This window comes from Spongiimicrobium salis (assembly GCF_043678055.1).
Classification (GTDB): Bacteria; Bacteroidota; Bacteroidia; order Flavobacteriales; family Flavobacteriaceae; genus Spongiimicrobium; species Spongiimicrobium salis.
In genome coordinates, this window is sequence record NZ_JBHEQA010000001.1 from 1,874,639 (window position 1) to 1,896,847 (window position 22,209).

The 22,209-nt window shown below is 40.0% G+C and carries 23 protein-coding genes; 8 read left to right on the top strand and 15 right to left on the bottom strand.

The window, feature by feature from the left end; all coding sequences use genetic code 11:
• Positions 1–900: 900 nt before the first annotated feature.
• The 4 genes from ACEXOE_RS08195 to purN all read right to left on the bottom strand — a co-directional run bounded on the left by ACEXOE_RS08195 (position 901) and on the right by purN (position 5,080).
• Positions 901–2,799: an amidophosphoribosyltransferase gene (locus ACEXOE_RS08195; protein ID WP_394748256.1), complete on the bottom strand. Its 1,899-nt coding sequence runs from the start codon at positions 2,797–2,799 to the stop codon at positions 901–903.
• Positions 2,800–2,841: 42 nt separating this feature from the next.
• Positions 2,842–3,768, bottom strand: a complete 927-nt coding sequence (locus ACEXOE_RS08200; protein ID WP_394748257.1) for a PfkB family carbohydrate kinase — start codon at positions 3,766–3,768, stop codon at positions 2,842–2,844.
• 110 nt (positions 3,769–3,878) lie between these two features.
• A complete protein-coding gene (locus tag ACEXOE_RS08205; RefSeq protein WP_394748258.1) occupies positions 3,879–4,511 on the bottom strand; it encodes a ribonuclease H1 domain-containing protein in 633 nt (210 codons plus the stop codon).
• Positions 4,511–5,080: a phosphoribosylglycinamide formyltransferase gene (gene purN, locus ACEXOE_RS08210; RefSeq protein ID WP_394748259.1), complete on the bottom strand. Its 570-nt coding sequence runs from the start codon at positions 5,078–5,080 to the stop codon at positions 4,511–4,513. Before purN ends, ACEXOE_RS08205 begins: the two co-directional genes overlap by 1 nt.
• A gap of 235 nt (positions 5,081–5,315) precedes the next feature.
• Here purN and ACEXOE_RS08215 point away from each other — a divergent pair, with 235 nt between their 5' ends.
• From ACEXOE_RS08215 to pyk, 5 genes are all read left to right on the top strand, one after another.
• Complete coding sequence (locus tag ACEXOE_RS08215) at positions 5,316–5,549, top strand: acyl carrier protein (protein WP_047247024.1); 234 nt, start codon at positions 5,316–5,318, stop codon at positions 5,547–5,549.
• Positions 5,550–5,660: 111 nt separating this feature from the next.
• The gene (fabF, locus tag ACEXOE_RS08220; RefSeq protein ID WP_394748260.1) at positions 5,661–6,911 is read left to right on the top strand and encodes a beta-ketoacyl-ACP synthase II; all 1,251 of its coding nucleotides are present in this window, start codon (positions 5,661–5,663) and stop codon (positions 6,909–6,911) included.
• A gap of 6 nt (positions 6,912–6,917) precedes the next feature.
• Entirely contained in the window at positions 6,918–7,655 is a 738-nt protein-coding gene (gene rnc / locus ACEXOE_RS08225) for a ribonuclease III (protein ID WP_394748261.1), read from the top strand.
• 112 nt (positions 7,656–7,767) lie between these two features.
• Positions 7,768–8,232 carry an IPExxxVDY family protein gene (locus tag ACEXOE_RS08230; protein ID WP_394748262.1) on the top strand — a complete coding sequence of 155 codons (465 nt, stop codon included), beginning with the start codon at positions 7,768–7,770 and terminating at the stop codon, positions 8,230–8,232.
• A gap of 3 nt (positions 8,233–8,235) precedes the next feature.
• On the top strand, positions 8,236–9,678 hold the full coding sequence (gene pyk, locus ACEXOE_RS08235) for a pyruvate kinase (RefSeq protein ID WP_394748264.1): 1,443 nt from the start codon (positions 8,236–8,238) through the stop codon (positions 9,676–9,678).
• Between the two features lie 76 nt (positions 9,679–9,754).
• Here the strand turns inward: pyk and ACEXOE_RS08240 are convergent, their stop codons facing one another.
• A complete protein-coding gene (locus ACEXOE_RS08240; RefSeq protein WP_394748265.1) occupies positions 9,755–10,267 on the bottom strand; it encodes a PAS domain-containing protein in 513 nt (170 codons plus the stop codon).
• A 319-nt stretch (positions 10,268–10,586) separates the two neighbouring features.
• Between ACEXOE_RS08240 and ACEXOE_RS08245 the strand changes: the two genes are divergently transcribed.
• Complete coding sequence (locus tag ACEXOE_RS08245; protein WP_394748266.1) at positions 10,587–11,210, top strand: hypothetical protein; 624 nt, start codon at positions 10,587–10,589, stop codon at positions 11,208–11,210.
• A 69-nt stretch (positions 11,211–11,279) separates the two neighbouring features.
• Here ACEXOE_RS08245 and ACEXOE_RS08250 read toward each other — a convergent pair whose 3' ends face one another.
• Together ACEXOE_RS08250 and dinB are read right to left on the bottom strand one after the other, a co-directional pair.
• Entirely contained in the window at positions 11,280–12,440 is a 1,161-nt protein-coding gene (locus tag ACEXOE_RS08250) for an esterase-like activity of phytase family protein (protein WP_394748267.1), read from the bottom strand.
• A 101-nt stretch (positions 12,441–12,541) separates the two neighbouring features.
• Positions 12,542–13,642, bottom strand: coding sequence for a DNA polymerase IV (gene dinB, locus ACEXOE_RS08255; protein WP_394748268.1), 1,101 nt, complete (start codon positions 13,640–13,642; stop codon positions 12,542–12,544).
• A gap of 100 nt (positions 13,643–13,742) precedes the next feature.
• Here dinB and ACEXOE_RS08260 point away from each other — a divergent pair, with 100 nt between their 5' ends.
• Positions 13,743–14,216, top strand: a complete 474-nt coding sequence (locus ACEXOE_RS08260) for a CYTH domain-containing protein (protein ID WP_394748269.1) — start codon at positions 13,743–13,745, stop codon at positions 14,214–14,216.
• The gene (locus ACEXOE_RS08265; protein WP_394748270.1) at positions 14,213–14,707 is read left to right on the top strand and encodes a YciI family protein; all 495 of its coding nucleotides are present in this window, start codon (positions 14,213–14,215) and stop codon (positions 14,705–14,707) included. The genes ACEXOE_RS08260 and ACEXOE_RS08265 overlap by 4 nt, the downstream gene beginning before the upstream one ends.
• Before the next feature lie 6 nt (positions 14,708–14,713).
• Here the strand turns inward: ACEXOE_RS08265 and ACEXOE_RS08270 are convergent, their stop codons facing one another.
• The 8 genes from ACEXOE_RS08270 to ACEXOE_RS08305 all read right to left on the bottom strand — a co-directional run bounded on the left by ACEXOE_RS08270 (position 14,714) and on the right by ACEXOE_RS08305 (position 22,206).
• Complete coding sequence (locus ACEXOE_RS08270) at positions 14,714–15,199, bottom strand: hypothetical protein (protein ID WP_394748271.1); 486 nt, start codon at positions 15,197–15,199, stop codon at positions 14,714–14,716.
• A 59-nt stretch (positions 15,200–15,258) separates the two neighbouring features.
• A complete protein-coding gene (locus tag ACEXOE_RS08275) occupies positions 15,259–15,654 on the bottom strand; it encodes a hypothetical protein (protein ID WP_394748272.1) in 396 nt (131 codons plus the stop codon).
• Positions 15,655–15,683: 29 nt separating this feature from the next.
• Positions 15,684–16,703: a phenylalanine--tRNA ligase subunit alpha gene (pheS, locus tag ACEXOE_RS08280; RefSeq protein WP_394748273.1), complete on the bottom strand. Its 1,020-nt coding sequence runs from the start codon at positions 16,701–16,703 to the stop codon at positions 15,684–15,686.
• 96 nt (positions 16,704–16,799) lie between these two features.
• Positions 16,800–18,647 carry a SulP family inorganic anion transporter gene (locus ACEXOE_RS08285; protein WP_394748274.1) on the bottom strand — a complete coding sequence of 616 codons (1,848 nt, stop codon included), beginning with the start codon at positions 18,645–18,647 and terminating at the stop codon, positions 16,800–16,802.
• A 116-nt stretch (positions 18,648–18,763) separates the two neighbouring features.
• On the bottom strand, positions 18,764–19,393 hold the full coding sequence (locus tag ACEXOE_RS08290; RefSeq protein ID WP_394748506.1) for a carbonic anhydrase family protein: 630 nt from the start codon (positions 19,391–19,393) through the stop codon (positions 18,764–18,766).
• A gap of 27 nt (positions 19,394–19,420) precedes the next feature.
• Complete coding sequence (locus ACEXOE_RS08295; RefSeq protein WP_394748275.1) at positions 19,421–21,013, bottom strand: SulP family inorganic anion transporter; 1,593 nt, start codon at positions 21,011–21,013, stop codon at positions 19,421–19,423.
• Positions 21,014–21,087: 74 nt separating this feature from the next.
• Positions 21,088–21,387, bottom strand: coding sequence for a hypothetical protein (locus tag ACEXOE_RS08300; RefSeq protein ID WP_394748276.1), 300 nt, complete (start codon positions 21,385–21,387; stop codon positions 21,088–21,090).
• 60 nt (positions 21,388–21,447) lie between these two features.
• A complete protein-coding gene (locus ACEXOE_RS08305) occupies positions 21,448–22,206 on the bottom strand; it encodes an SH3 domain-containing protein (RefSeq protein ID WP_394748277.1) in 759 nt (252 codons plus the stop codon).
• Positions 22,207–22,209 lie beyond the last annotated feature (3 nt).

Here is a 22,209-nt window from a genome sequence, read left to right on the forward strand (position 1 = left end):
ATGCTATGGTCCTCCAAAGATATGCGGTATTTATCGGGCGTTAAAAAGAATTGGACGAAAGGTCGTTTAAAAGGGTTGAATACTATCTGGGGGTATTTCTTGGGAGGGACTACTATATCTCGGGAATTTTTTGCAATAAAAAAGGCGGACTGAACGTCCACCTTTTTTCCCCAAATCTTACCATGAACTTAACCTACTTATGCTATGGTCCTCCAAAGATATGCGGTATTTATCGGGCGTTAAAAAGAATTGGACGAAAGGTCGTTTAAAAGGGTTGAACTCTATCTCGGGGGTATTTCTTCGTTGGGACTACTATATCTCGGGAATTTTTTGCAATAAAAAAGGCGGACTGAACGTCCACCTTTTTTCCCCAAATCTTACCATGAACTTAACCTACTTATGCTATGGTCCTCCAAAGATATGCGGTATTTATCGGGCGTTAAAAAGAATTGGACGAAAGGTCGTTTAAAAGGGTTGAACGCTATCTGGGGGGTATTTCTTCGTTGGGACTGCAGTATATCTGGATTTTTTGCAATAAAAAAGGCGGACTGAACGTCCACCTTTTTCCCCAAATCTTACCATGAACTTAACCTACTTATGCTATGGTTCTCCAAATATAGAGGGGAAGGAGTGGATACTAAAAAGTTTTAGATGAATACCCTTGTATTGGGTTGAAATGCGCAAAAAAGGTAAAAGAAGGAGAAAAAATTGATGGGAATAAAATAAAAAAGGCGGACTGACGTCCACCTTTTTTGCCCCAAATCTTACCATGAACTTAACCTACTTATGCTATGGCAAGTTTAAAAGTACTCTTGCTACGATCCATTTGGCTAAAAAGCCGATGAAAAACCTAAATTATCGATGAAATGCATAAATATGTGCGTTTCATCGATAATAATGTTAATACGCTCTTTCGTTTTTCCCTTCGTAAAAGTTGATGAAGGCTTTATTTACGACCTTATTTCCTCCAGATGTGGGATAATCTCCTGTGAAATACCAATCCCCTAAATTTTTAGGGCAGGCTTGGTGCAGGTTTTCAATGGTCTGATAAATGATCTCTACTTCGGCATTAATTTCTTGTGAGCTTAACAATTCCCCTATTTTTGTTGAAATTTCTTCTACGGTAAAGGGGGCGTAAAAATCTTTGACGTGATTTTTAATGTCTGCTTCAATGGCATTGACCTGCTTTACACATTTGGCGTAGATTTCTTCAACCAATTGCATGCTCCCTCTTTCTTTATGCAATTCCAGAGCAGCCCTAAAGGCGATGAAATCCTCTAATTTGGCCATATCTATCCCATAACAATCCGGATAGCGGATCTGAGGTGCCGAGGAAACTACGATGATTTTTTTTGGAGATAAGCGATCAAGGATACGTATAATACTCTTTTTAAGTGTGGTTCCGCGAACAATACTATCGTCAATGATGACCAAATTGTCTCCCTTTTTTACAGAGCCGTATGAAATGTCATATACATGGGCCACAAGATCATCTCTACTACTGTCTTGGGTAATAAAGGTTCTGAGCTTGGCGTCTTTTATGGCAACCTTCTCTATTCTTGGCCGTACATCCAAAATTTTATGAAGTTCCTCTTTGGTGATTTTCTCCCCAATGGATAAAATTTGTTCTTCCTTCTTTTTGTTAAGATAGTTCTGAGCTTCCTTGACCATTCCAAAAAAGGAAGTTTCTGCCGTATTTGGAATATAGGAGAATACCGTATTTTTTAGGTCACTGTTTATTGATTTAAGAATTTGGGGAAAGATAAGTTTGCCCAATTCTTTTCGCTCTTGATATATTTCCTTATCACTACCGCGGGAAAAATAAATGCGTTCAAAAGAACAGGCTTTGCGTTCTCTTGGTTCCAATATTTTTTTAATGGAAACAGTACCCCCTTTCTTGATAATGATGGCATGCCCAGGGTCTAATTCCTCAATATCGTCATAGGCAACGTTAAAGACGGTCTGAATGGCAGGTCTTTCCGAAGCCACCACGACTACTTCATCGTCCTGATAGTGATACGTAGGTCTAATACCGGAAGGATCTCGTAAAACAAAAGCATCTCCATGTCCTAAAAGTCCGGTCATGGCATAACCCCCATCCCAATTTTTTGCAGCGCGTTTTAAGATTTTGCCCACATTTAAACGATCGGCGATCAAGGGGGAGGCTTCCTGTTTGTTATAGCCTTCTTTTTTTATCTGCTTATAGAGTTTGGCCACTGCATCATCTAGGAAATGTCCTATTTTTTCCATGACTGTCACGGTATCTGCCATTTCTTTTGGATGCTGCCCTAATTGTACCAAATTGTTGAAGAGTTCATCAACATTGGTCATGTTAAAATTCCCGGCCATAATAAGGTTACGGTGCATCCAGTTGTTTTGCCTCAAGAAAGGATGTACACTTTCGATCCCGTTTTTCCCAAAAGTTCCGTAGCGCACATGACCAAGCAGTACTTCCCCTATATAAGGAATGTTCTTTTTTTGTAGTGCTACACTGTCTCCATATTCTGGATGTTCTTCAAGGGCCGTATTGATCCGATCATTGATTTGGGCGAAAATATCCTGGATGGGTTGGGATTGTGCAGATCTCACCCTGCTCATATAGCGCTCCCCAGGCGTCATATCTAATTTGATACTGGCAAAGCCTGCTCCGTCCTGCCCACGGTTGTGCTGCTTCTCCATCATAAGATACATTTTATTTACCCCATAAAAGGCAGAACCGTATTTTTCCTTGTAATACTCTAAAGGTTTTAACAGGCGGATCAAAGAAATTCCACATTCGTGTTTAATGGCGTCACTCATTCTTTTGTAGATTAAAAAAGCCCCAAAAATTGGGGCGAATATTTATTGTAATTCTATGTCAAACTGGGTCAATTTCCTAAATTGATGCAATCTATTGTTTACTTCGGTCTTATCTAGATTTTTCATGCGTTCCGTTCCAAAGCGTTCTACACTAAAGGAAGCTAAATTGGATCCATGGATCACAGCATTTTTCATATTGGAAAAGGAAATATTTTCTGATGCCGCCAAATATCCGGAAAAACCGCCTGCAAAAGTATCTCCCGCGCCAGTGGGATCAAAGACTTCTTCCAAAGGAAGGGCCGGAGCAAAAAAGATATTCTCTTTATGAAAGAGCAAAGCACCGTGCTCTCCTTTTTTGATCACCACATATTTTGGTCCCATTTCCTGAATTTTTTCTGCTGCCCTTACCAAAGAATACTCATGGGTCAATTGTCTGGCCTCTTCATCATTAATGGTAATGACATCGATATGTTTAATGACATTCAACAGCTCATCCAAGGTATTGTCCATCCAGAAATTCATGGTGTCCAATACTACCAACTTTGGTCGTTTTGCCATCTGATCAATTACACTCATTTGTGTATTGGGATGTAAATTCCCCAACATGACCACATCGGCATCTTTGAAATTTTCGGGAACAACAGGGGTAAAATCGCCAAGGACATTCAACTCTGTAACCAAGGTATCCCTAGTGTTCATATCGTTGTGATATTTTCCACTCCAGAAAAAAGTTTTTCCTCCTTTTACAATTTCTATGGCCGAAACATCTATGCCCTTATCGGAGAGCAGGTCCAGGTATTCTTGAGGGAAATCTTCTCCCACAACAGATACTATGGCACTTTTAGTATTAAACTGTGAGGCCGCCAAGGCAATAAAGGGTGCCGCTCCACCTAAAATTTTATCCGTTTTGCCAAAAGGGGTCTCGATCGCATCGAAAGCAACGGAGCCCACAATTAAAAGTTTACCCATGTAATTTTTTAAAAATTCGATGCAAATATACAGCTTTGAAGAGCCAATAGCGATAGCCTAGACGGCAAATTTTAAAATTGACAGAAGTTCCTGAATTTTAAGGGAGAATTTTACTTTCTTCCAAAATCGGCAGGAATTTCTCCCCAGGCTTTGGTTTCCCATTTCACAACAACGGTTTGATACGAATTTGTGTTCAGCCACGCTATGGCGCGACGCACCATATCGAAAAGGGGTTTGTTCTTGGCGTTCTCCTTTAATTGGGTATTGCAACGTTTTTTTCGAACCCAACTCATGGCAGTTCGGGAATCGGTATACAGGATGCGATCGCTCTGCTGCTGTTTCAAGTAAGCCAAGCCATGAACAATGGCCAAAAACTCCCCAATATTATTAGTACCCTCCTGAAAGGGCCCTTGCAGGAATAATTTTTTTCCGCTTTTTGTATCTACGCCCTGATATTCCATAACACCAGGATTGCCACTGGAAGCTGCATCCACGGCAATGGAATGATAATTTGGATTTCCAATCCGCTGCAATTCGGCCGTGCTCAAACTTGTTTTGGTTTTTTTTCCTTTATAATCGTCATAGGAACCATTATAGGCTTTCTTTGCTTCACTAAAGCTGGCGAAAGATTTATACTGCGCGCCCTTATATTTGGCAATGGCCGCTTTACAGGCATTCCAAGAATCGTAAATACCAGGCTTATGGCCTTTCCAAACCGTATAAAATTTATCTTTTTTAGCCATTATTGTTCCGCTAAGAGTTGGGCGATTATTTGGGGAAAGTGCTCATATTCCAACGCATGTACTTTTTGGGCGATATCCTCTGCAGAATCTTGAGGTAGAATCTCCGTGCGCGCTTGATGAATAATAGCGCCTTCATCATAATTTTCGTTGACATAGTGTATGGTAATACCGCTTTCTGCTTCCCCATTCTCCTTAACCGCCTTATGCACCTGATCACCATACATTCCTTTTCCGCCGTATTTGGGTAAAAGTGCAGGGTGAATATTAATGATTTTGTCGGGAAAATGGGCGATAAGATGGGGAGGAATTTTCCATAAAAAACCGGCAAGAACAATTAAATCCGGAGCCATACCCTTAAGAATGTTCAACACACAATCGGTATCTTTAAAAGCCGTCTTGTTAAAAAATAGGGCATTGATTTTTAATCGATTGCACCTTTCGATCACTTTGGCATCTTTCTTATTGGTAAGCACACAACTGATCTCCACATTAAGGTCTTGTTGAAAGTAATGCGCAATATTCTCAACATTGGAGCCCGAGCCGGAAGCAAAGAGGACAATACGTTTCATGGATTCCATTTTTATGGCTCAAATGTAAACTAGAATCCGAAATTAGAATCGAAAAAATGAATATTTATCCACTTTTAAACCAATGATGCCCTAAAAGGGGGCCAAAATCTGATCTGAAAAGCGCTGCTATCCCTTTAAATTTATTAAATTACCATACATTTTATCGTCAAAACGTGTAATTAAACCAAAGTTTTTTATTTTTGCCAACAATTAAATTTTTAAAACTAATATAATTATGTCAGACATTGCATCAAGAGTAAAAGCCATTATCGTTGATAAACTGGGGGTTGATGAGAACGAAGTTGTATCTGAAGCAAGCTTTACCAACGATTTAGGAGCAGATTCATTGGATACAGTAGAGTTGATTATGGAATTCGAAAAGGAATTTGATATTCAAATTCCAGACGATCAAGCTGAAAATATCGCCACGGTTGGCCAAGCTATAAGTTATATAGAAGAAGCTAAGTAATCTTATGCTATCTTGGACAAGATTTAAAATTATCCATGCGGTAATCGTTCCGCATGGATAATTTTTTTTAATTTACACATGGCTTAGAAATTAAATCTAAAATTTAGTTCAATGCAATTAAAGCGAGTTGTGGTTACAGGTTTGGGTGCACTTACACCCATTGGTAACAATATTGAAGCGTATTGGGATGGTTTAGTAAACGGCAAGAGTGGTTGCGCCCCCATTACGTATTATGATACAGAAAAATTCAAAACTAAGTTTGCCTGCGAATTAAAGGATTATGATCCTGGTGATTATTTTAATCGAAAGGAAGCACGTAAGCTGGATAGATTTGCACAATATGCCCTGATTTCTTCCGATGAAGCGATCGAGGATTCGGGAATGGATTTGGATGCTATCGATAAATTTCGGGTAGGGGTTATCTGGGGTGCCGGTATCGGAGGCCTGGAAACCTTCCAGAACGAAGTTTTGAATTTTGCGGCAGGGGATGGAACACCGCGTTTTAACCCGTTCTTTATTCCTAAAATGATTGCAGATATCGCTCCCGGAAATATTTCCATTAAGCACGGATTTATGGGACCTAACTATACCACGGTATCTGCCTGTGCCTCTTCGGCCAATGCCATGATCGATGCTTTAAATTATATTCGTTTGGGACATTGCGATGTTATTGTTACCGGAGGAAGTGAAGCCGCCGTAACCATTGCGGGAATGGGTGGTTTTAATGCGATGCATGCCCTCTCTACAAGAAATGAAAGCCCGGAAACAGCGTCTAGACCTTTTGACGCAACAAGAGATGGTTTTGTACTTGGGGAAGGCGCTGGTGCATTGATACTTGAAGAATATGAGCACGCAAAGGCAAGAGGGGCTAAGATATATGCAGAAGTTGTTGGTGGAGGGATGTCTAGCGATGCCCACCATATGACCGCACCACATCCAGATGGTATTGGAGTAGTACGTGTAATGCAAAACTGCTTGGAAAATGCAGGCCTACAGCCGGAAGATGTCGATGCCATCAATACACATGGAACATCAACACCTTTGGGAGATGTTGCTGAATTGAAAGCAATCACTCAAGTTTTTGGGGAACATGCTAAGAATATCAATATCAATTCAACAAAATCCATGACCGGACATTTGTTGGGTGCTGCAGGTGCCATTGAGGCTATAGCCTCTATTTTAGCCATGGAAAATGGCGTTGTGCCCCCAACAATCAATCATACTACAGTAGATGAAAATATAGACCCTAGTTTGAACCTCACCTTAAACAAGGCGCAAAAAAGGGATGTTAAGGTTGCCATGAGCAACACCTTCGGTTTCGGGGGACATAATGCTTGCGTAATCTTTAAGAAAATCAGTTAATACTAGATGGCATTCCTATCAAATATCTTTAATTCCCATCCGAAAGAGGATGGGGATTTTTTTTTGGGAATGACCCGGATTTTAGGATTTAAACCTAAAAATATTGACATTTATAGAAAGGCCTTTCTGCACCGTTCGGTAAATAAGAAGGATAGCGATGGCGTGCCCATGAACTACGAACGTTTAGAGTTTCTTGGAGACTCTATGCTGGGAACCATTATCTCCATGCACCTGTACAATAAAGTCCCTGCCGGAGATGAGGGTTACCTCACAAAAATGCGCTCTAAAATTGTGAGTAGGGAGCACTTAAACGAGTTGGGGAAAGATTTGGATCTTATTGATTTTGTAGAGAGTAGAATCCCAAAATCGCACTTCGGAAATAATATTCACGGGAATGTTTTTGAAGCGTTGGTGGGCGCTATTTATTTGGACCGTGGATATGATTACTGCGAGAAATTCATTAAAAGTAGGGTCATAGATCCCTATGTTGATATTGAACAGTTAGAAGGAAAAGTCATTAGTTACAAAAGCTTAATGATCGAATGGTGTCAAAAACAAAAAAAGACCTTCCACTACGATGTCTATGAAGATACTGGAAATGATTCCCTAAAGCACTTTGCAGTAAAACTTTCCATTGATAAAAGAATTATGGCCAAAGCTCGGGCCACTTCCAAGAAAAAAGCGGAAGAAAAAGCTTCAAAAAGGGCGTATTTTGCATTGCAGGACAAAATAGGCGATTCTTAAAACACAAATAACGCTACGATAACGTTTGCGTAAGCCTATAAAGGCCTAAACCCCTGTATAGACTAGGCTAATTTGGTTATTAATTATATATTTACGGCTTACGAATAAATTAATGACAGCAATACATAGAATCTCTGATGATTTTTATGAAGATTCGTTTGCCCTTATTGCAATACACAGCAGTTTGGAAGATTATGCTATTGCCTATGCATTAAATGAACGTTTAAAATCAAAATTGCGTCGATCTAGGAATGATCTGGATATTTCGGAAAACCGATCCTTCCCCATTTTTGAATGGAAAGATGTTGTCAACGATGCGTATTGGACTTTGATTATCAACAACAGCATAAAGAAAGCCCATACCGATGAAGTCAGCCTCTTTAAAGAAGAGCTATCCTACACAAGACACCATTTAGTGCCAGAATACAAAGAGGTGGATTATTTTTTAAAGATTGAACGGGATGAGTTGGATTTTGGACAGGATATCGTAAAGTTGATCTTAACCATTCCGCAGGTAATCACGGCTTATATGGTAGAGAGCAATAAACTTAAATCGAAGAACAATTTAATTTTTTAGAGAATGCCAAGCAAGAAAAAGACAAAGATAGTTGCAACGCTAGGACCTGCGACCAGTAAGAAAGATGTGCTCAGAGAAATGATCGAAGCAGGAGTGGATGTCTTTAGAATTAATTTTTCACATGCCGATTATGAAGATGTAAAACAACGGATCAACATCATTCGGGAGCTCAATGATGAGCTGGGAGCCAACACCTCTATTTTAGCCGATTTGCAAGGACCGAAGCTAAGAGTTGGTGTCATGGCGGGGGAAGTCGTAGTGCTCCCTGGAGATGAGATTACTTTTGTAACCGGAAAACCCTTTGAGGGAAATGCGGAAAAGGTATATATGAACTATACCAATTTCCCCAAGGATGTGAAGACAGGGGAACGTATTTTATTGGATGACGGAAAATTAATGTTTGAAGTACTGTCTACCAATGGAAAAGATGAAGTAAAGGCAAAGGTGATTCAGGGAGGTCCCTTGAAATCCAAAAAAGGAGTAAACTTGCCCAATACCAATATTTCCTTACCGGCTTTAACAGAGAAAGATGTAAAAGACGCGATTTTTGCGATTTCCTTGAATGTAGATTGGATTGCCTTATCCTTTGTGCGTTTCAGTCAGGATTTGGTGGATCTTCAAAAAATTATCAACGAACATTCCGAGCATAAAATTCCAATCATAGCCAAAATAGAAAAGCCGGAGGCTGTAGAAAATATTGATAAGATTGTAGCCTATTGCGATGGCTTAATGGTAGCTAGAGGGGATTTGGGAGTTGAGGTTCCCGCCCAAGAAGTTCCTTTGATTCAAAAGCAATTGGTACTTCGGGCAAAAAAGGCCAGGATTCCTGTAATTATTGCCACGCAGATGATGGAGACCATGATCACCAGCTTAACCCCAACACGAGCTGAGGTGAATGATGTGGCCAATTCTGTTATGGATGGGGCCGATGCTGTTATGTTGTCCGGTGAAACCTCTGTGGGGAATTATCCCGTTCAGGTCATCGAGAAAATGACAAGTATTCTAAAGAGTGTTGAAGGATCCAACCTTATCAGTGTTCCGCATGATCCTCCACATATTCGTACTAAAAGATACATTACCAAATCGGTCTGTTATCATGCCGCCATTATGGCCAATGAGATCAAGGCCAAGGCAATTTCTACCTTGACCAATAGTGGGTATACCGCCTTTCAAATATCTGCATGGAGACCTAGCGCCCATATTCTGGTCTTTACTTCCAATAAAAGAATATTGACCCAGCTTAATTTATTATGGGGAGTAAAGGCATTTTACTATGACAAATTTGTATCTACCGATGAAACTATAGAAGATGTCAATAAAATTGCTTGTCAAAAAGGCTTTTTAGATGTAGGGGATATGTTAATAAGCCTTGCGGCAATGCCTATCAAGGAAAAGGGAATGGTAAATACTTTGCGGGTTACGGAAATAGAAACATGTAATTTTTAAGGCTCAACTTTTTTGAAGAATATAAAAAAACCCTGGGTGCATCATCCAGGGTTTTTTATGAAAACAATATATAATACTAAGCAACTTCGCGCTCAAAAGCGATAAAATTTACCACTTTTCCATGGTCATTGAACAAAGGTTGCCCTTTGATCCAGCAATTATAGGTACTCCCATCTTTGCGGTAGTTAAGTACAACGGTTTCAAAAGATTCTTCGTTCTTAATGGCCTTGGCAATCTTTTGGGTAGTTTCTTTAGACGTTAATGCTCCTTGAAACATTTTTGGTTTTTGTCCTTTGGTTTCTTTGAGCGTATACCCGTTCATGGCAATCATATTGTGCGTGGCATGAACAATATTTAAAGCGGCATCGGTAACCACAATAACTTCTTTACGGTCAATAAGGGCTTCCTCAAACGCAACGGGTGCACTCCACGAATTTGCTTTTGCTAAGTCTTTTAGGATGTGAAGATCTTTGGCTTCTGCACATAGGGCGTCAAAATGTGTACTGTAGAGATCCCAGGAATTCAAGGGAAGATTCTTTAGGTTTTGCCTACTGTAAAACTGATGGGCTGCTGTTTCGTAATTTTTCATAAGATATGAATTAAGAGCTATAATCACAGAGAATCTATACCTTGTTATCGCTATAGACGTATTGCGTATCCGCAATATGGGATTCCTAATTTTAACACAATACTACTAAAAGATACCTTAGGGATGCAAATTTAAATGTATGATTAACAGTTTTGTTTAATAAGAAGTCAAAGAGCGGTGTATTTTGGGCCGATAGCATAAACAAAAAATAACATGAATAGTGGTTTTTTAACTGCTAAAAAGGAATAAAAGTGACTTTCTTGTAACTTTTTTAAGATGGGTTACACCTATAAATTGTACTAAAGAAAATACCATTGATATGAAAAAGGTAACTCCCTATAATACCCTTCAGGAAGCAAGAACGGCATTGGATAACGGAGGACGATTTTATCATCTGATGACAAAATCCGATGATGGCATTATAGCAAAGACCGAATTGAAAAAGGTGGCTGGTCGTTACAGCAGTAAGCAAAAAATGATACTATTCTTGGAGCTTGCGATTTCTGATTTGGATGAGAATGGACAAATGCGCATCATAGAGGCATTGGACGAAGATTTAAAAATGGCATATCAAAAATATCGCCCAGAAGTTGTTGTTCCTTCACAATTACAATCGGAGCGTCTTTTGGGAAAGAGCGTAGTCGTAACAGGTGTTCCTAAACGTGTAGAACGTAAAACAGCGTTTAAGGGGTTCGTTATGATTCCTATTATGGTCAATAATGTCACTACCTTTTCCATGGTTCCCATTATTGAAGCCTACGATGTCTATGAAATCAAAGAAATGGGAAGCAATGCTTTTGCCTATATAGCCCATGCAAAAAGTACGGTTAGGTTGGAAGAAAAACCGATGAAAATAGGAGGAGTAGTAAAAGAATTGAAATCTGAGGGAAGTGAAAAAAACACTGAAAACACCTTTTTGGAAGTGCTATACTATCAGGAATAAAGCGACAGTGAAAAGGCCATTGGAAAACAGATTCCGATGGCCTTTTTTATATAGTGTTTGTTGTGGATTCTAAGAAAGTACTTCAAAAACAATAAATTGGTTTAGTTGTGCTCCAAAGGCACTGAAGTTATTATCTGCAACAACGACCAAAGATCGGTTTCCATTGGCCAGCTGGGGACCAAAAGTAATCCCTTCAATATTGTCAACGATGGAAGCACTACTTCCAGGAACGGTAGATAATTGTGAGCGAATGCTTTCAAAATCAAATAAAAGGGTCTTGGTCGCCGGAGTAAAATCAACATTTTCCAGACTTAATAGGGAAGAAACATCCGTAGCATTGGAGGCATCAACACTATAGATGCGTACATTGTTCCCACCATCGTCAAAACCTGAGGCGAAGGAACGCTCCAGAACCAAGAATTTATTTTTCTCATATTCCAATAACTCTACAAGACCATTTACCGTAAATCCGCCATCGCGGACCACGGGATCCAATTCATAAGCAAATTGTTTTCTAAAATTCCCGCTTTCACGATCGATGAAAGCAATGCGTACCGGGGAATCTGTTTCAGTTTCAAAAACAGGAGCAGGGCCATCCTGTATCAAAGGCAATTCCATACCCACCCAGAATCCGCTTCCATCATGACTTAAAGAGAGGCCTTCAAAAGTACCATTGTTTCGTGGGCCTGCATTAGCATCTGGATTCGCTTGAAAGAGTGCTGGCACATTAAAATTCCTAAGATGCGCTCCGGAAAGAGAAGCTTCGCGAATAAAGGGGTTAACGTTTCTGTCATCCACATAACCTTCGCTGGCCCAAAGAATATTTCCGGTCTTTGGATCAAATCGAATGGCCTCCGGATCTGCTTCGTTTTCACCGAAAGGATCATTTTGAGGAGTAAGAAGTTCCACTTCGTTAAAAACAGTGACCCCTGTAAAAGCATTAGCGTCAAAATCCAATGTGGCCCTGTAGAAACGAATGGGCGCAGTAGGGGCATCACTGATCAAATAATAGTTTCCATTGGCGTAATCTATGCCGGAAAGACCACCGATGACATGGCCATTGAAAAGTGTATTGTCCGGGATGATCTGTTCTCCTATGAAGCGTAGGGAACCGATGGTATTTGTATCCCCGTCATCGCCATTTCCTCCACCTCCGATAAAATCGTCTAGACGATCACAAGAACATAAACACCCTAAGAGCATTGCGTAAAAAAAGAATTGATTTTTCATGATTGTAATTTTTCCCGAAATAATAGGTTGAAGATTACTTAGGGATGAGGATAGTGTTAAGTTATTTTAACGCCAAAGCCCAATGTGTTAAGAATAAGAGATCAAAACTCAAATTTTAACTGTACCGTGATGGTTTTTTCCTCTTCTTCAGCTGTTTTCTCTTTTTTATCGGTGTTGAGGTTGGCCAGGGAAATACCCAGAAGACGCACGGAATTTTCTAATTTTTCCTGGTATAAGAGCTCCTTGGCGGTTTCTAAAATAAGATTCTTGTCCGCAATATAGTAGGGAAGTGTCTTGCTGCGCGTTTGCAGGGTGAAGTCGCTATATTTTATTTTTAAGGTGATGGTCTTTCCGGCCAGTTTGGATTTTTGTAGGCGTTTTTCTAGTTCCGTTGCAATATTATCCAAACGTTCCATCATAAAGATTTCACTGCTTAGATTTTCCCGAAAAGTGCGTTCCGCTCCTACAGATTTTGGAGTGCGATGAGGTTTCACCGGACTGTTATGAATACCGCGGACTACTTGATAATAGTGTTTCCCACTTTTGCCAAACTGGTTTTCTAGAAAGTCCAGAGATTTTTCTTTGAGGTCTTTCCCCGTAAAAATACCGAGTTGATACATTTTCTCTGCAGTGACTTTGCCCACCCCGTAGAACTTACGGATTTCCAGTTCTTCCAAAAAGGCAAGGACTTCTTCGGGATTAACGGTTTTTTGGCCGTTGGGTTTATTGATGTCGCTGGCTACTTTTGCGATAAATTTATTGATGGAAATCCCAGCTGACGCGCGCAGATTGAGCTCTGTATAGATGCGTTCACGAATTTCCTTGGCAATCAAGGTAGCGGATGGGTTTCCTTTTTTGTTTACGGTAACATCCAGATATGCCTCATCTAAAGAAAGGGGTTCTACAAGATCGGTATATTCATAAAATATGGCTCTGATTTTCTGGGAAATTTCCTTGTATCGGGCAAACCGCGGCCGCACAAAAATAAGATGTGGGCAGTTTTTTTTGGCAATATAACTGCTCATGGCGCTCCGAACACCAAATTTTCGGGCTTCATAACTAGCCGCGGAGACTACTCCTCTTTTTTCACTTCCCCCAACGGCAATGGCCTTCCCAATGAGCTCTGGATTGTCCAATTGCTCCACGGAAGCATAAAATGCATCCATGTCCACGTGAATAATTTTTCGCAAGGGAATATCCATACTACAAATTTAAGCGATATCTTAGTTCTAGGATGATGTATTAAGGATAGAAGAAAAAAATGTCCCTCCAAAAGAGAATTGGAACAGCTTACTACATACAATGATTGAAATAGAACGCAAATTTTTGGTAAATTCCGATGCCTATAAGCAACAAGCTTTTCGCAAAGAACGCATTGTTCAAGGGTTTCTAAATACGGCCCCGGAGCGGACCGTTAGAATACGAATACAGGGAGAAAAAGCGTATCTTACCATCAAAGGAAAGTCCAACAAACAAGGGACCTCACGTTTTGAATGGGAGAAGGTCATTCCAAAAACGGATGCAGAAGCCTTATTGCCCTTGTGCGAGAAAGGTGTGATTGAGAAAGTGCGTTATCACGTGTCGTGTGAAGATCATGTCTATGAAGTGGATGAGTTTTTTGGAGACAATGCGGGACTTGTTATTGCAGAAATAGAATTAAGACATGAAGATGAGGCCTTTACCCGACTGGATTGGTTGGGGAGAGAGGTTACTGGAGACACCAGATATTATAATTCACAATTGAGCAAACAACCCTATAACACTTGGAACAAATGAAATATCTTTATGTAGTTATTCTTGCCATGGTATTCTTTTCCTGTAAGCAAGAACAAGGAAAGGTAGAAAAGCTTATGGAAGAACAGACGGAAGCCTCTAAAAAATCCATGGCCGAGGTGAAGGAGGAATTAAGCAGGAAAGGATTTCAGATTTTTGATTATGTAGATGAGGAAACCAAAGATACGGTGATTATGCAACAGTATTTTATTGCTTTTCTAAAGCGTGGTCCTAATCGGAGTCAACCCAAAGCTGAGGCAGATAGTCTACAGAAATTGCATCTGGCCCATTTAGGAAAGATGTACAAAGAAGGTTATGCGGATATTTCCGGACCATTTGGGGATGATGGGGAAATTCGTGGAATTACCATATACAATACACCCACCCAAAACATGGCAGACAGCCTTGCTAATGCCGATCCTATGGTAAAAGCAGGGAGACTGGTCATTGAAATGCATCCATGGTGGGCGGCAAAGGGCTTTCCTTTGCGTTAACCATAGCTATTCCACTACAATACGTATCCTAAAATCAATAGTGTCTTCAACAATGGTGATATCAGTACCATTATAGGTGCCACTGATAGGGATAAAATAAGAGAGGCCGCAGGGTAGGTTCTGGCGTTGGGCCGTAAACTGCAACTCGTCGGTAACCATGTCTGTCAATTGTATGCGATAGGTTTCTGTTTCAGAACGTGGGAGAGCTATCCACAAGGTATAATTAAAGGGGTTGTTTTCGGGCATTTCTTCATCCATTCTCGGTAAAATAACCCCACCACCAACGCTGCCATCGGCACGTAAGATCTCAATATCATCGGCATTGAAGGTTTCGTTTCTAATCAGGTTATTACCATCGGCATCTACATAGGTTATGGTAATGATAGGAATGGCAGGATCAAATAGTGCGCAATCTACAATCTCATCATCAACATTTCTTAAACAGGATGACATTATAAGCAAGAGCACTGGGAGCAATAGCTTCTTTGGCATATCTTTTATTAGAAGATGCACGTGCCAAGAAAAGGTTGCTTCTATTTAAAATGTGAAATTTATTGGCCGTAGATACCTTCTTTATTGATTACGGGAAGAGTAGTCAAAGCAGCTGCATTCACTGTATTTTTAGAAAAGTGATATTTGCGTTCGTACATTTTATTGTCCGCAAAAAAAGTGACATAAAACTCATTGTTAAGCCCAAGAACTTCTTCTTGGACGTTCTCTATTTTTTCGAAAGATTTAGCCCCTACAACCTCAATAGCATGACGCATGGTAGATGTTTTACGATCAGCATCATGCCCTTTAGACATCACCAATACCATTTCAATGGGGTCATTTCTGTGATTGATGATATAGGCATTCCATTCCTTATCCAGAAATTCTTCGTTCCATTCATGGACAAGGGCAACAGATACCTCTTTTGCAATAGGAATTTCAATATCTTTTTTCACGGATGATAGCTATTTATTCTCGGAATTTTTTACAGCGCGCTTTTGAACTGTTCTAAAAAGCGCACATCATTTTCGCTCAATAACCTGATATCTGAAATTTGGTGGAGCAGTAATGCAATTCTATCGATGCCCATTCCGAACGCAAATCCGGAATATTCTTCGGCATCAATACCGCAATTGGTCAACACATTTGGGTCTACCATACCGCATCCCATGATTTCCAGCCACCCGGTTCCCTTGGTCATTTTATAATCGGTCTCCGTCTCCAATCCCCAGTATACATCTACTTCTGCACTAGGTTCCGTAAATGGGAAATAGGAAGGGCGTAGTCGGATTTTTGACTTTCCGAAAAGCTCGGTGGTGAAAAATTGAAGGGTTTGTTTTAAATCGGCAAAAGAAACTCCCTTATCAATATAGAGACCCTCCACTTGATGGAAAAAACAATGGGAACGTGCAGATATCGCTTCATTGCGATAGACCCGCCCCGGAGAAATGGTTCTAATGGGAGGTTGATTGTTCTCCATATAGCGTACTTGTACTGATGAAGTATGCGTACGTAGGAGGATATCCGGATCAGTTTGAATAAAAAAAGTATCCTGCATATCTCTTGCAGGGTGATATTCGGGAAGGTTCAGTGCTGTAAAATTGTGCCAATCGTCTTCTATTTCAGGACCTTCGGATACATTGAACCCAATTCTGGAGAAGATATCAATGATTTGATTCTTTACGATAGATATAGGATGCCTTGCCCCAAGCGTAATGGGCTCTCCAGGACGCGTAAGATCTCCATAAGCAGAAACGCTTTCTGTGTTATTCTCCAAAGCCTCCTTTAAAGAATTTACCTTGGCCGTAGCTTTTTGCTTCAAGGTATTGATGGTCTGCCCAAATTCCTTTTTTTGGTCGTTGGGTACATTTTTAAACTCGGCAAAGAAATCATTCATCAATCCCTTTTTTCCTAAATACTTCACGCGGAAAGCCTCAATAGCTTCCTTTTGGGTACTGGAAAATTCTTCTACGGCCGCAATATGTTCCTTTATCTTATCAATCATTCTTGAAAAACTATGAACCGCAAATTTAAAAACTTTTGAGCAGCTATAGGTAGATTATTTATCAAATAGTAATGCAAATGCATGCGGAAGGGCCAATTAAGCGGAAGCGGTATCCGAAACATGGGACTTGATCCAATCCAAACAAGGGTCAAAAGTCTTGAATATACGTTCTTCAGGAATAAGATCAGGAACAATATCAATGCGTTTCAATAAGTACAACGGCTGTTTTTGAACGCCTACAATACTTGTCTTAACACCTTTCTGTTGCAAGTTTAAGATAATATCTTCCAGGGTATAGAGTCCCGATTGATCAATATAAGGAACATGATCCATACGTAATATCACCAATTTTGCCGTTTCGGGAATTTGCTTGGACAGTTGTTGGATGTCATTGGTTGCCCCAAAAAATAAGGGGCCGGAAAGATGTTTGATAAAAACTTCTTCTTTTAAATTGTCCGGGAAGGCGCTTTCGTCATCCCATAGACCATCATCTGCTTCTTCTATGCTTTTTATCTTGGATTTATCCGCGGTAACGTCCCCCATTTTTTTCATAAAAATTAGGGAGGCCAAAACCAAACCGATACCAACGGCACTGACCAAATCCCAAAAAACCGAGAGTACCAACACCAAAAGCATGACTACAATTTCACTTTTTGGTAAATTGGGAATGGCTTTAAGCCCTTTATAGTCCATTACCCCAATACCTACCGTAATCAAAATCCCAGCAAGGACGGCTGCTGGAATTTGCGAAGCTACAGGTCCTAAGGCCAGAAGAATAATCAGTAATAGCAGTGCTGCAGTAATTCCGGAAAGACGTCCTTTACCTCCGGCATTGATATTGACCACTGTACGTATTGTTGCTCCGGCTCCAGGAATCCCCCCAAAGATAGACGCAATACTGTTTCCTATACCTTGACCTACCAATTCCTTATTGGGATTATGATTGGTTTTGGTCATGTTGTCTGCAACTATGGAGGTCAATAAAGAATCAATGGCACCTAAAAATGCCAAGGAGAGTGCCGTAAAGAAATAGGGAGATACTTGCCCCAAACTAAAATTGGTAAACATTTCCAAATGTGGAAGGGGAAAACCAGAAGGGATCTCTTCAATAGATCGATAGTCCAGGCCTAAAAAATAAGCAGCCCCAGAGACGGTAAGAAGGGCTATTAAAGTGCTTGGAATGGCTTTTGTGATTCGTTTAAACCCGAATATGATGATAATAGTGACCAAAGCCAGGGCAAATTCCATCCAATCAATATTTTTAAGCGCCCGTGGAAGAACCTTTATGGTGCCGAATACAGATTTAGCGCTATTTTTGGCAATGGTTCTGGATTTATCTACAATTGCTGCGTCCGTAATCTCGCTTCCGCGTTTTTCCGTTTCTGAAAAATCTTCCAAAACAAGATAGTCTTTTCCAACCTCTTCCTTTAAGATTTTTTGCAGGATTGCTTCCTTGGCCTGAGGTTGAAATTTGTTGACATAATCTGTGTCTTCTTTAGGATAGTAACCAAGTGCGGGCAACAATTGGGTAATGAGGATAATAACCCCAATAGCGGTCATAAAACCAGAGACTATGGGATATGGGATGTATTTGATGTATTTTCCTATTTTGGCAAAACCCAATGCGATCTGTATGAGTCCGGCTAACAAAAAGACCAATAAAATGGAGGGCAGTGCTTTTTCGACATCGCCATCATTTGAAGCAATAATACCAGAGATGATCAATACACTTACAGCGGTCATTGGTGCTGTTGGGCCACTGATCTGTGTTGGCGTACCTCCAAAGAGTGCTGCAAAAAAGCCAATAAAAATGGCGCCGTACAGTCCGGCATCTGGGCCTAGACCCGAAGAAACCCCAAAAGCCAATGCCAAGGGCAGTGCTACAATTCCTGAAGTAATCCCCCCAAATAAATCTCCTCTAAAATTGGAAAAAAAGTTTTTCATAGAAATAAGAAGCTAAAATTGTGGGTAAGATATCATTTTTTAGAAGAAAAGCCCAATCTCGTAAGGAGATTGGGCTTTTTATCTGTGGAAAGCAAAAACGCTTTAAAATAGGAATGCTATTCGTAAAAGGTAACGCTGCCGTCATTGATGTCATACATGGCACCAACAATCTTGATTTCACCAGCATCTTCCATTTCGGCCAGTATAGGGCTTTCCTTTCTGATATTGTCCATGGTCATCCGAACATTTTTTGCGGATACATTATTCACAAATTCTATGTTCGAAGAATTTCTGAGGCTTTCATCCGTAGGTTCTACAACTGCGGCCACGGCAGGTTCTATTTTATTGATAAGGGCCGTTAAATTCCCCATTCTGGCGTGATCACAAGCTCCTTTTACGGCACCGCAGCTGGTATGTCCCAGAACGACAACAAGGGAGGTTCCCGCAAGTTTGCAGGCAAACTCCATACTTCCAAGGATATCTTCGTTAATGAAGTTTCCCGCAATGCGAATACTGAAAATATCGCCAACTCCTTGGTCAAAAACCAATTCCGAGGAAACCCGGGAGTCAATACAACTTAGGACAGTGGCAAAAGGAAATTGCCCTGTACTAGTGTCATTTACCTGATCGAGAAGGTCGCGGTCTGCTTTTTGACGATTTAGAAACCGTTTGTTCCCTTCTTTTAAGGCCTCCAAAGACTTTTGTGGGGTCATGGTGGCCTGTGTTTCTTTAGTATGTGCTTTTATCATCTATAGATTTTTTATGTTCGTATTCTAAGCTGTCTTAGGTCTTAGTCTAAAAAATTCGATATAACTGGGTGGGTTTTCAATTTCTCCACGCTCAGAAATAAGTTTAATATTAATATTTCTATTTTTGGCCTTTTCCGCAAAATCTTCTAAAATTTCTATAATATCGGCATCTAAATATCGTGTTTTCCTAACATCTAACTCTAAATAGGAGTCTTGGGGAAGTCTGTCCAATTCTTTAAGGATAGCTCCTTTATTAAAAAAGGTGACTTCTTCCGCCAATGTCATTTTTAGTCTTTGTTCCCCGTTGCTCTTATCTATGATATGTAAGAAATGCGAATTCTGATAGCTTTTGTATAGGACGACCACAATCCCTACAGCAAGTCCAAGAGCAATCCCTATTAATAAGTCTGTAAACACGATTCCGACAACAGTTACGATAAAAGGAACGAATTGTTTCCAACCTGCTTTCCACATGGCCTTAAAAGTGGCAGGTTTGGCCAGTTTATAACCAACGATAAAGAGTATGGCTGCCAACACGGACAACGGAATGTAATTGAGAATTTTTGGTATGGTTACCACAGAAATGAGAAGGAAAAAACCATGTATTATGGCACTTGCCTTTGTGCGACCACCAGATTGTATGTTAGCAGAACTTCTAACGATTACTTGGGTTATGGGCAATCCTCCGATAAAACCGGAAATCATATTCCCAGTACCTTGAGCCAATAATTCCTTATTGGTTGGAGTAACCCGCTTTTGAGGATCAAGTTTATCCGTAGCTTCCACACAAAGCAAGGTCTCTAAGCTTGCTACCAAAGCAATGGTAAATGCGGTTACCCATATCTGTGGATTGGTGATCGCGCCAAAATTCGGAAAACTGAACTGCTTAAAAAAGCTGTCCAAATTATCTGGTACAGGAACAGAAACAAGATGTTCTTTGGCCAGTTCAAGATCCGTTCCTTGGGTGAAAAAGAAATAAACGATCCCAATGACTACGGCAACCAATGGTCCCTGTACAAGTTGGAAAAATTTCCCCATCTTACTAAATACATTACTCCACAACAACAAGATGGCAATAGCTACCAGAGCTATAATCGTTGCTCCAGAATTAAAATTACCACTTAGCAGTGCATTTAAGGCCTTGAGTAATTCTGTTAAGGTATTTTCTCCGTCTACCTGTAAAAAGGCAAAGTCACCTTCTGGGTTTTTATCCAAACCAAAAAAATACGGAATCTGCTTTAAAATAATAATAAGCCCTATTCCTGTAAGCATACCTTTAATTACCGAAGAGGGAAAGTAATACCCAATGATTCCGGCTTTTAATACGCCAAACAATAATTGAATAGCTCCGCCCAATACCACAGCGACCAGAAAATTTTCATATCCGCCCAATGCGCCTATCGCGGTTAAAACAATTGCCGCTAGACCTGCTGCCGGTCCACTGACCCCGATTTGAGATCCACTCAACGCTCCGACAACAATTCCTCCAACAATTCCAGCAATTAATCCGGAGAATAATGGGGCACCACTAGCCAAAGCAATACCCAAACAGAGGGGCAGTGCTACAAAAAATACGACGACACTTGCTGGTAAATCGTCTTTTATAGATTTAAACATACCTAAAATATTATAAAATCCTCTAGGTGTAACTAGAAGACGGTTTTATTGAATTACTACTAAAATACTTAGAATTAAGCGTATTTGGGAGGGGGGAGAAAAATATCCCGTACATGGGAATATCCTTTTTCAATATAAAAGGGATTCGATGAAGTTTTTAAGGGTGGGAAAGCAGAAATGCCACTTTCCAAAATGTAAAAGAAAACGTCTTTTTCATTCAATTCCTTTTTATTCTCTTGTTTATTTTCATCGTCATTTAAATCAATGACACTCCATGATTTACAGTCAAGATCTAAAATCGTAACTACTGAAGGTGCCATTATGGCCGTAATCAATAGCGTAGATAGAAAGACATTGATAATGAATTTAATCATGTATAAAAATAATTTATAACAAATATAAATGTATTGAACGTATACTTTGTTAAATATAGTCTAAAAATCCCTCAACAATTTTATACTTTCTTTGGTAATCCATCCCGTTTTACCGTCGGTCAATCGTATTTCATTCCAATCGTTTAGCTCTTCCAATACATACACTTTGGCCCCTTCATGTAATTTAAAGATTTCAGCATTGCGATTGTTGGGTTCCGATCGTACGGAGACTTCTTCTGCAAATACAATGGCAGGTTGATCCGCTTTGAAATCACGATATTGCAAATAGGCAAAGGTAATGGTGAGGGCAACCACGCCTAATGAAGCAATACTTGTGATAAAGGCAATACGCTTTTGTGTGGCGTATTTGAGGTAATAGAATGCAATATAGGCAAGAACGAACAACACCATAAAGGCAACTGCCGCATAGGCCCATTGGTCAAAGGATAAAAAAGTAGTGACCTGTCTGTAGATTTTGGAAATTCCTGTTTCGGGCAATTCTTCAATAGCGTCCAGGGCCATATTTTGGGAATAGGCCAGATTATTCTTTATCTGGGGGTCATTGGGTTTTAACAGTAGGGCTTTTTCATAATAATAAATGCTTGGGGCAACCTTGTTCAATTTATAGTATGCATTTCCTAGATTATAATATAGCGATACGGAATGCTTTCCGTTTTTTTGAATTTGTAAATAGTTTTCTATCGCTTTTTCATAATCCCCTTTATTATAGGCTTCGGTGGCTTCATTAAAAAGCGCATTGTTTTGGGCGGTTCCCCAAAAACTTATACAAAGCATAAAGAAATATAGTAACTTTTTCATTTG

Bases quoted from the DNA above. Each gene is read 5' to 3' on its own strand.
- ACEXOE_RS08195 (WP_394748256.1), bottom strand. From the start codon at position 2,799: ATGAGTGACGCCATTAAACACGAATGTGGAATTTCTTTGATCCGCCTG.
- ACEXOE_RS08200 (WP_394748257.1), bottom strand. From the start codon at position 3,768: ATGGGTAAACTTTTAATTGTGGGCTCCGTTGCTTTCGATGCGATCGAG.
- ACEXOE_RS08205 (WP_394748258.1), bottom strand. From the start codon at position 4,511: ATGGCTAAAAAAGATAAATTTTATACGGTTTGGAAAGGCCATAAGCCT.
- purN (WP_394748259.1), bottom strand. From the start codon at position 5,080: ATGAAACGTATTGTCCTCTTTGCTTCCGGCTCGGGCTCCAATGTTGAG.
- ACEXOE_RS08215 (WP_047247024.1), top strand. From the start codon at position 5,316: ATGTCAGACATTGCATCAAGAGTAAAAGCCATTATCGTTGATAAACTG.
- fabF (WP_394748260.1), top strand. From the start codon at position 5,661: ATGCAATTAAAGCGAGTTGTGGTTACAGGTTTGGGTGCACTTACACCC.
- rnc (WP_394748261.1), top strand. From the start codon at position 6,918: ATGGCATTCCTATCAAATATCTTTAATTCCCATCCGAAAGAGGATGGG.
- ACEXOE_RS08230 (WP_394748262.1), top strand. From the start codon at position 7,768: ATGACAGCAATACATAGAATCTCTGATGATTTTTATGAAGATTCGTTT.
- pyk (WP_394748264.1), top strand. From the start codon at position 8,236: ATGCCAAGCAAGAAAAAGACAAAGATAGTTGCAACGCTAGGACCTGCG.
- ACEXOE_RS08240 (WP_394748265.1), bottom strand. From the start codon at position 10,267: ATGAAAAATTACGAAACAGCAGCCCATCAGTTTTACAGTAGGCAAAAC.
- ACEXOE_RS08245 (WP_394748266.1), top strand. From the start codon at position 10,587: ATGAAAAAGGTAACTCCCTATAATACCCTTCAGGAAGCAAGAACGGCA.
- ACEXOE_RS08250 (WP_394748267.1), bottom strand. From the start codon at position 12,440: ATGAAAAATCAATTCTTTTTTTACGCAATGCTCTTAGGGTGTTTATGT.
- dinB (WP_394748268.1), bottom strand. From the start codon at position 13,642: ATGGATATTCCCTTGCGAAAAATTATTCACGTGGACATGGATGCATTT.
- ACEXOE_RS08260 (WP_394748269.1), top strand. From the start codon at position 13,743: ATGATTGAAATAGAACGCAAATTTTTGGTAAATTCCGATGCCTATAAG.
- ACEXOE_RS08265 (WP_394748270.1), top strand. From the start codon at position 14,213: ATGAAATATCTTTATGTAGTTATTCTTGCCATGGTATTCTTTTCCTGT.
- ACEXOE_RS08270 (WP_394748271.1), bottom strand. From the start codon at position 15,199: ATGCCAAAGAAGCTATTGCTCCCAGTGCTCTTGCTTATAATGTCATCC.
- pheS (WP_394748273.1), bottom strand. From the start codon at position 16,703: ATGATTGATAAGATAAAGGAACATATTGCGGCCGTAGAAGAATTTTCC.
- ACEXOE_RS08285 (WP_394748274.1), bottom strand. From the start codon at position 18,647: ATGAAAAACTTTTTTTCCAATTTTAGAGGAGATTTATTTGGGGGGATT.
- ACEXOE_RS08295 (WP_394748275.1), bottom strand. From the start codon at position 21,013: ATGTTTAAATCTATAAAAGACGATTTACCAGCAAGTGTCGTCGTATTT.
- ACEXOE_RS08300 (WP_394748276.1), bottom strand. From the start codon at position 21,387: ATGATTAAATTCATTATCAATGTCTTTCTATCTACGCTATTGATTACG.
- ACEXOE_RS08305 (WP_394748277.1), bottom strand. From the start codon at position 22,206: ATGAAAAAGTTACTATATTTCTTTATGCTTTGTATAAGTTTTTGGGGA.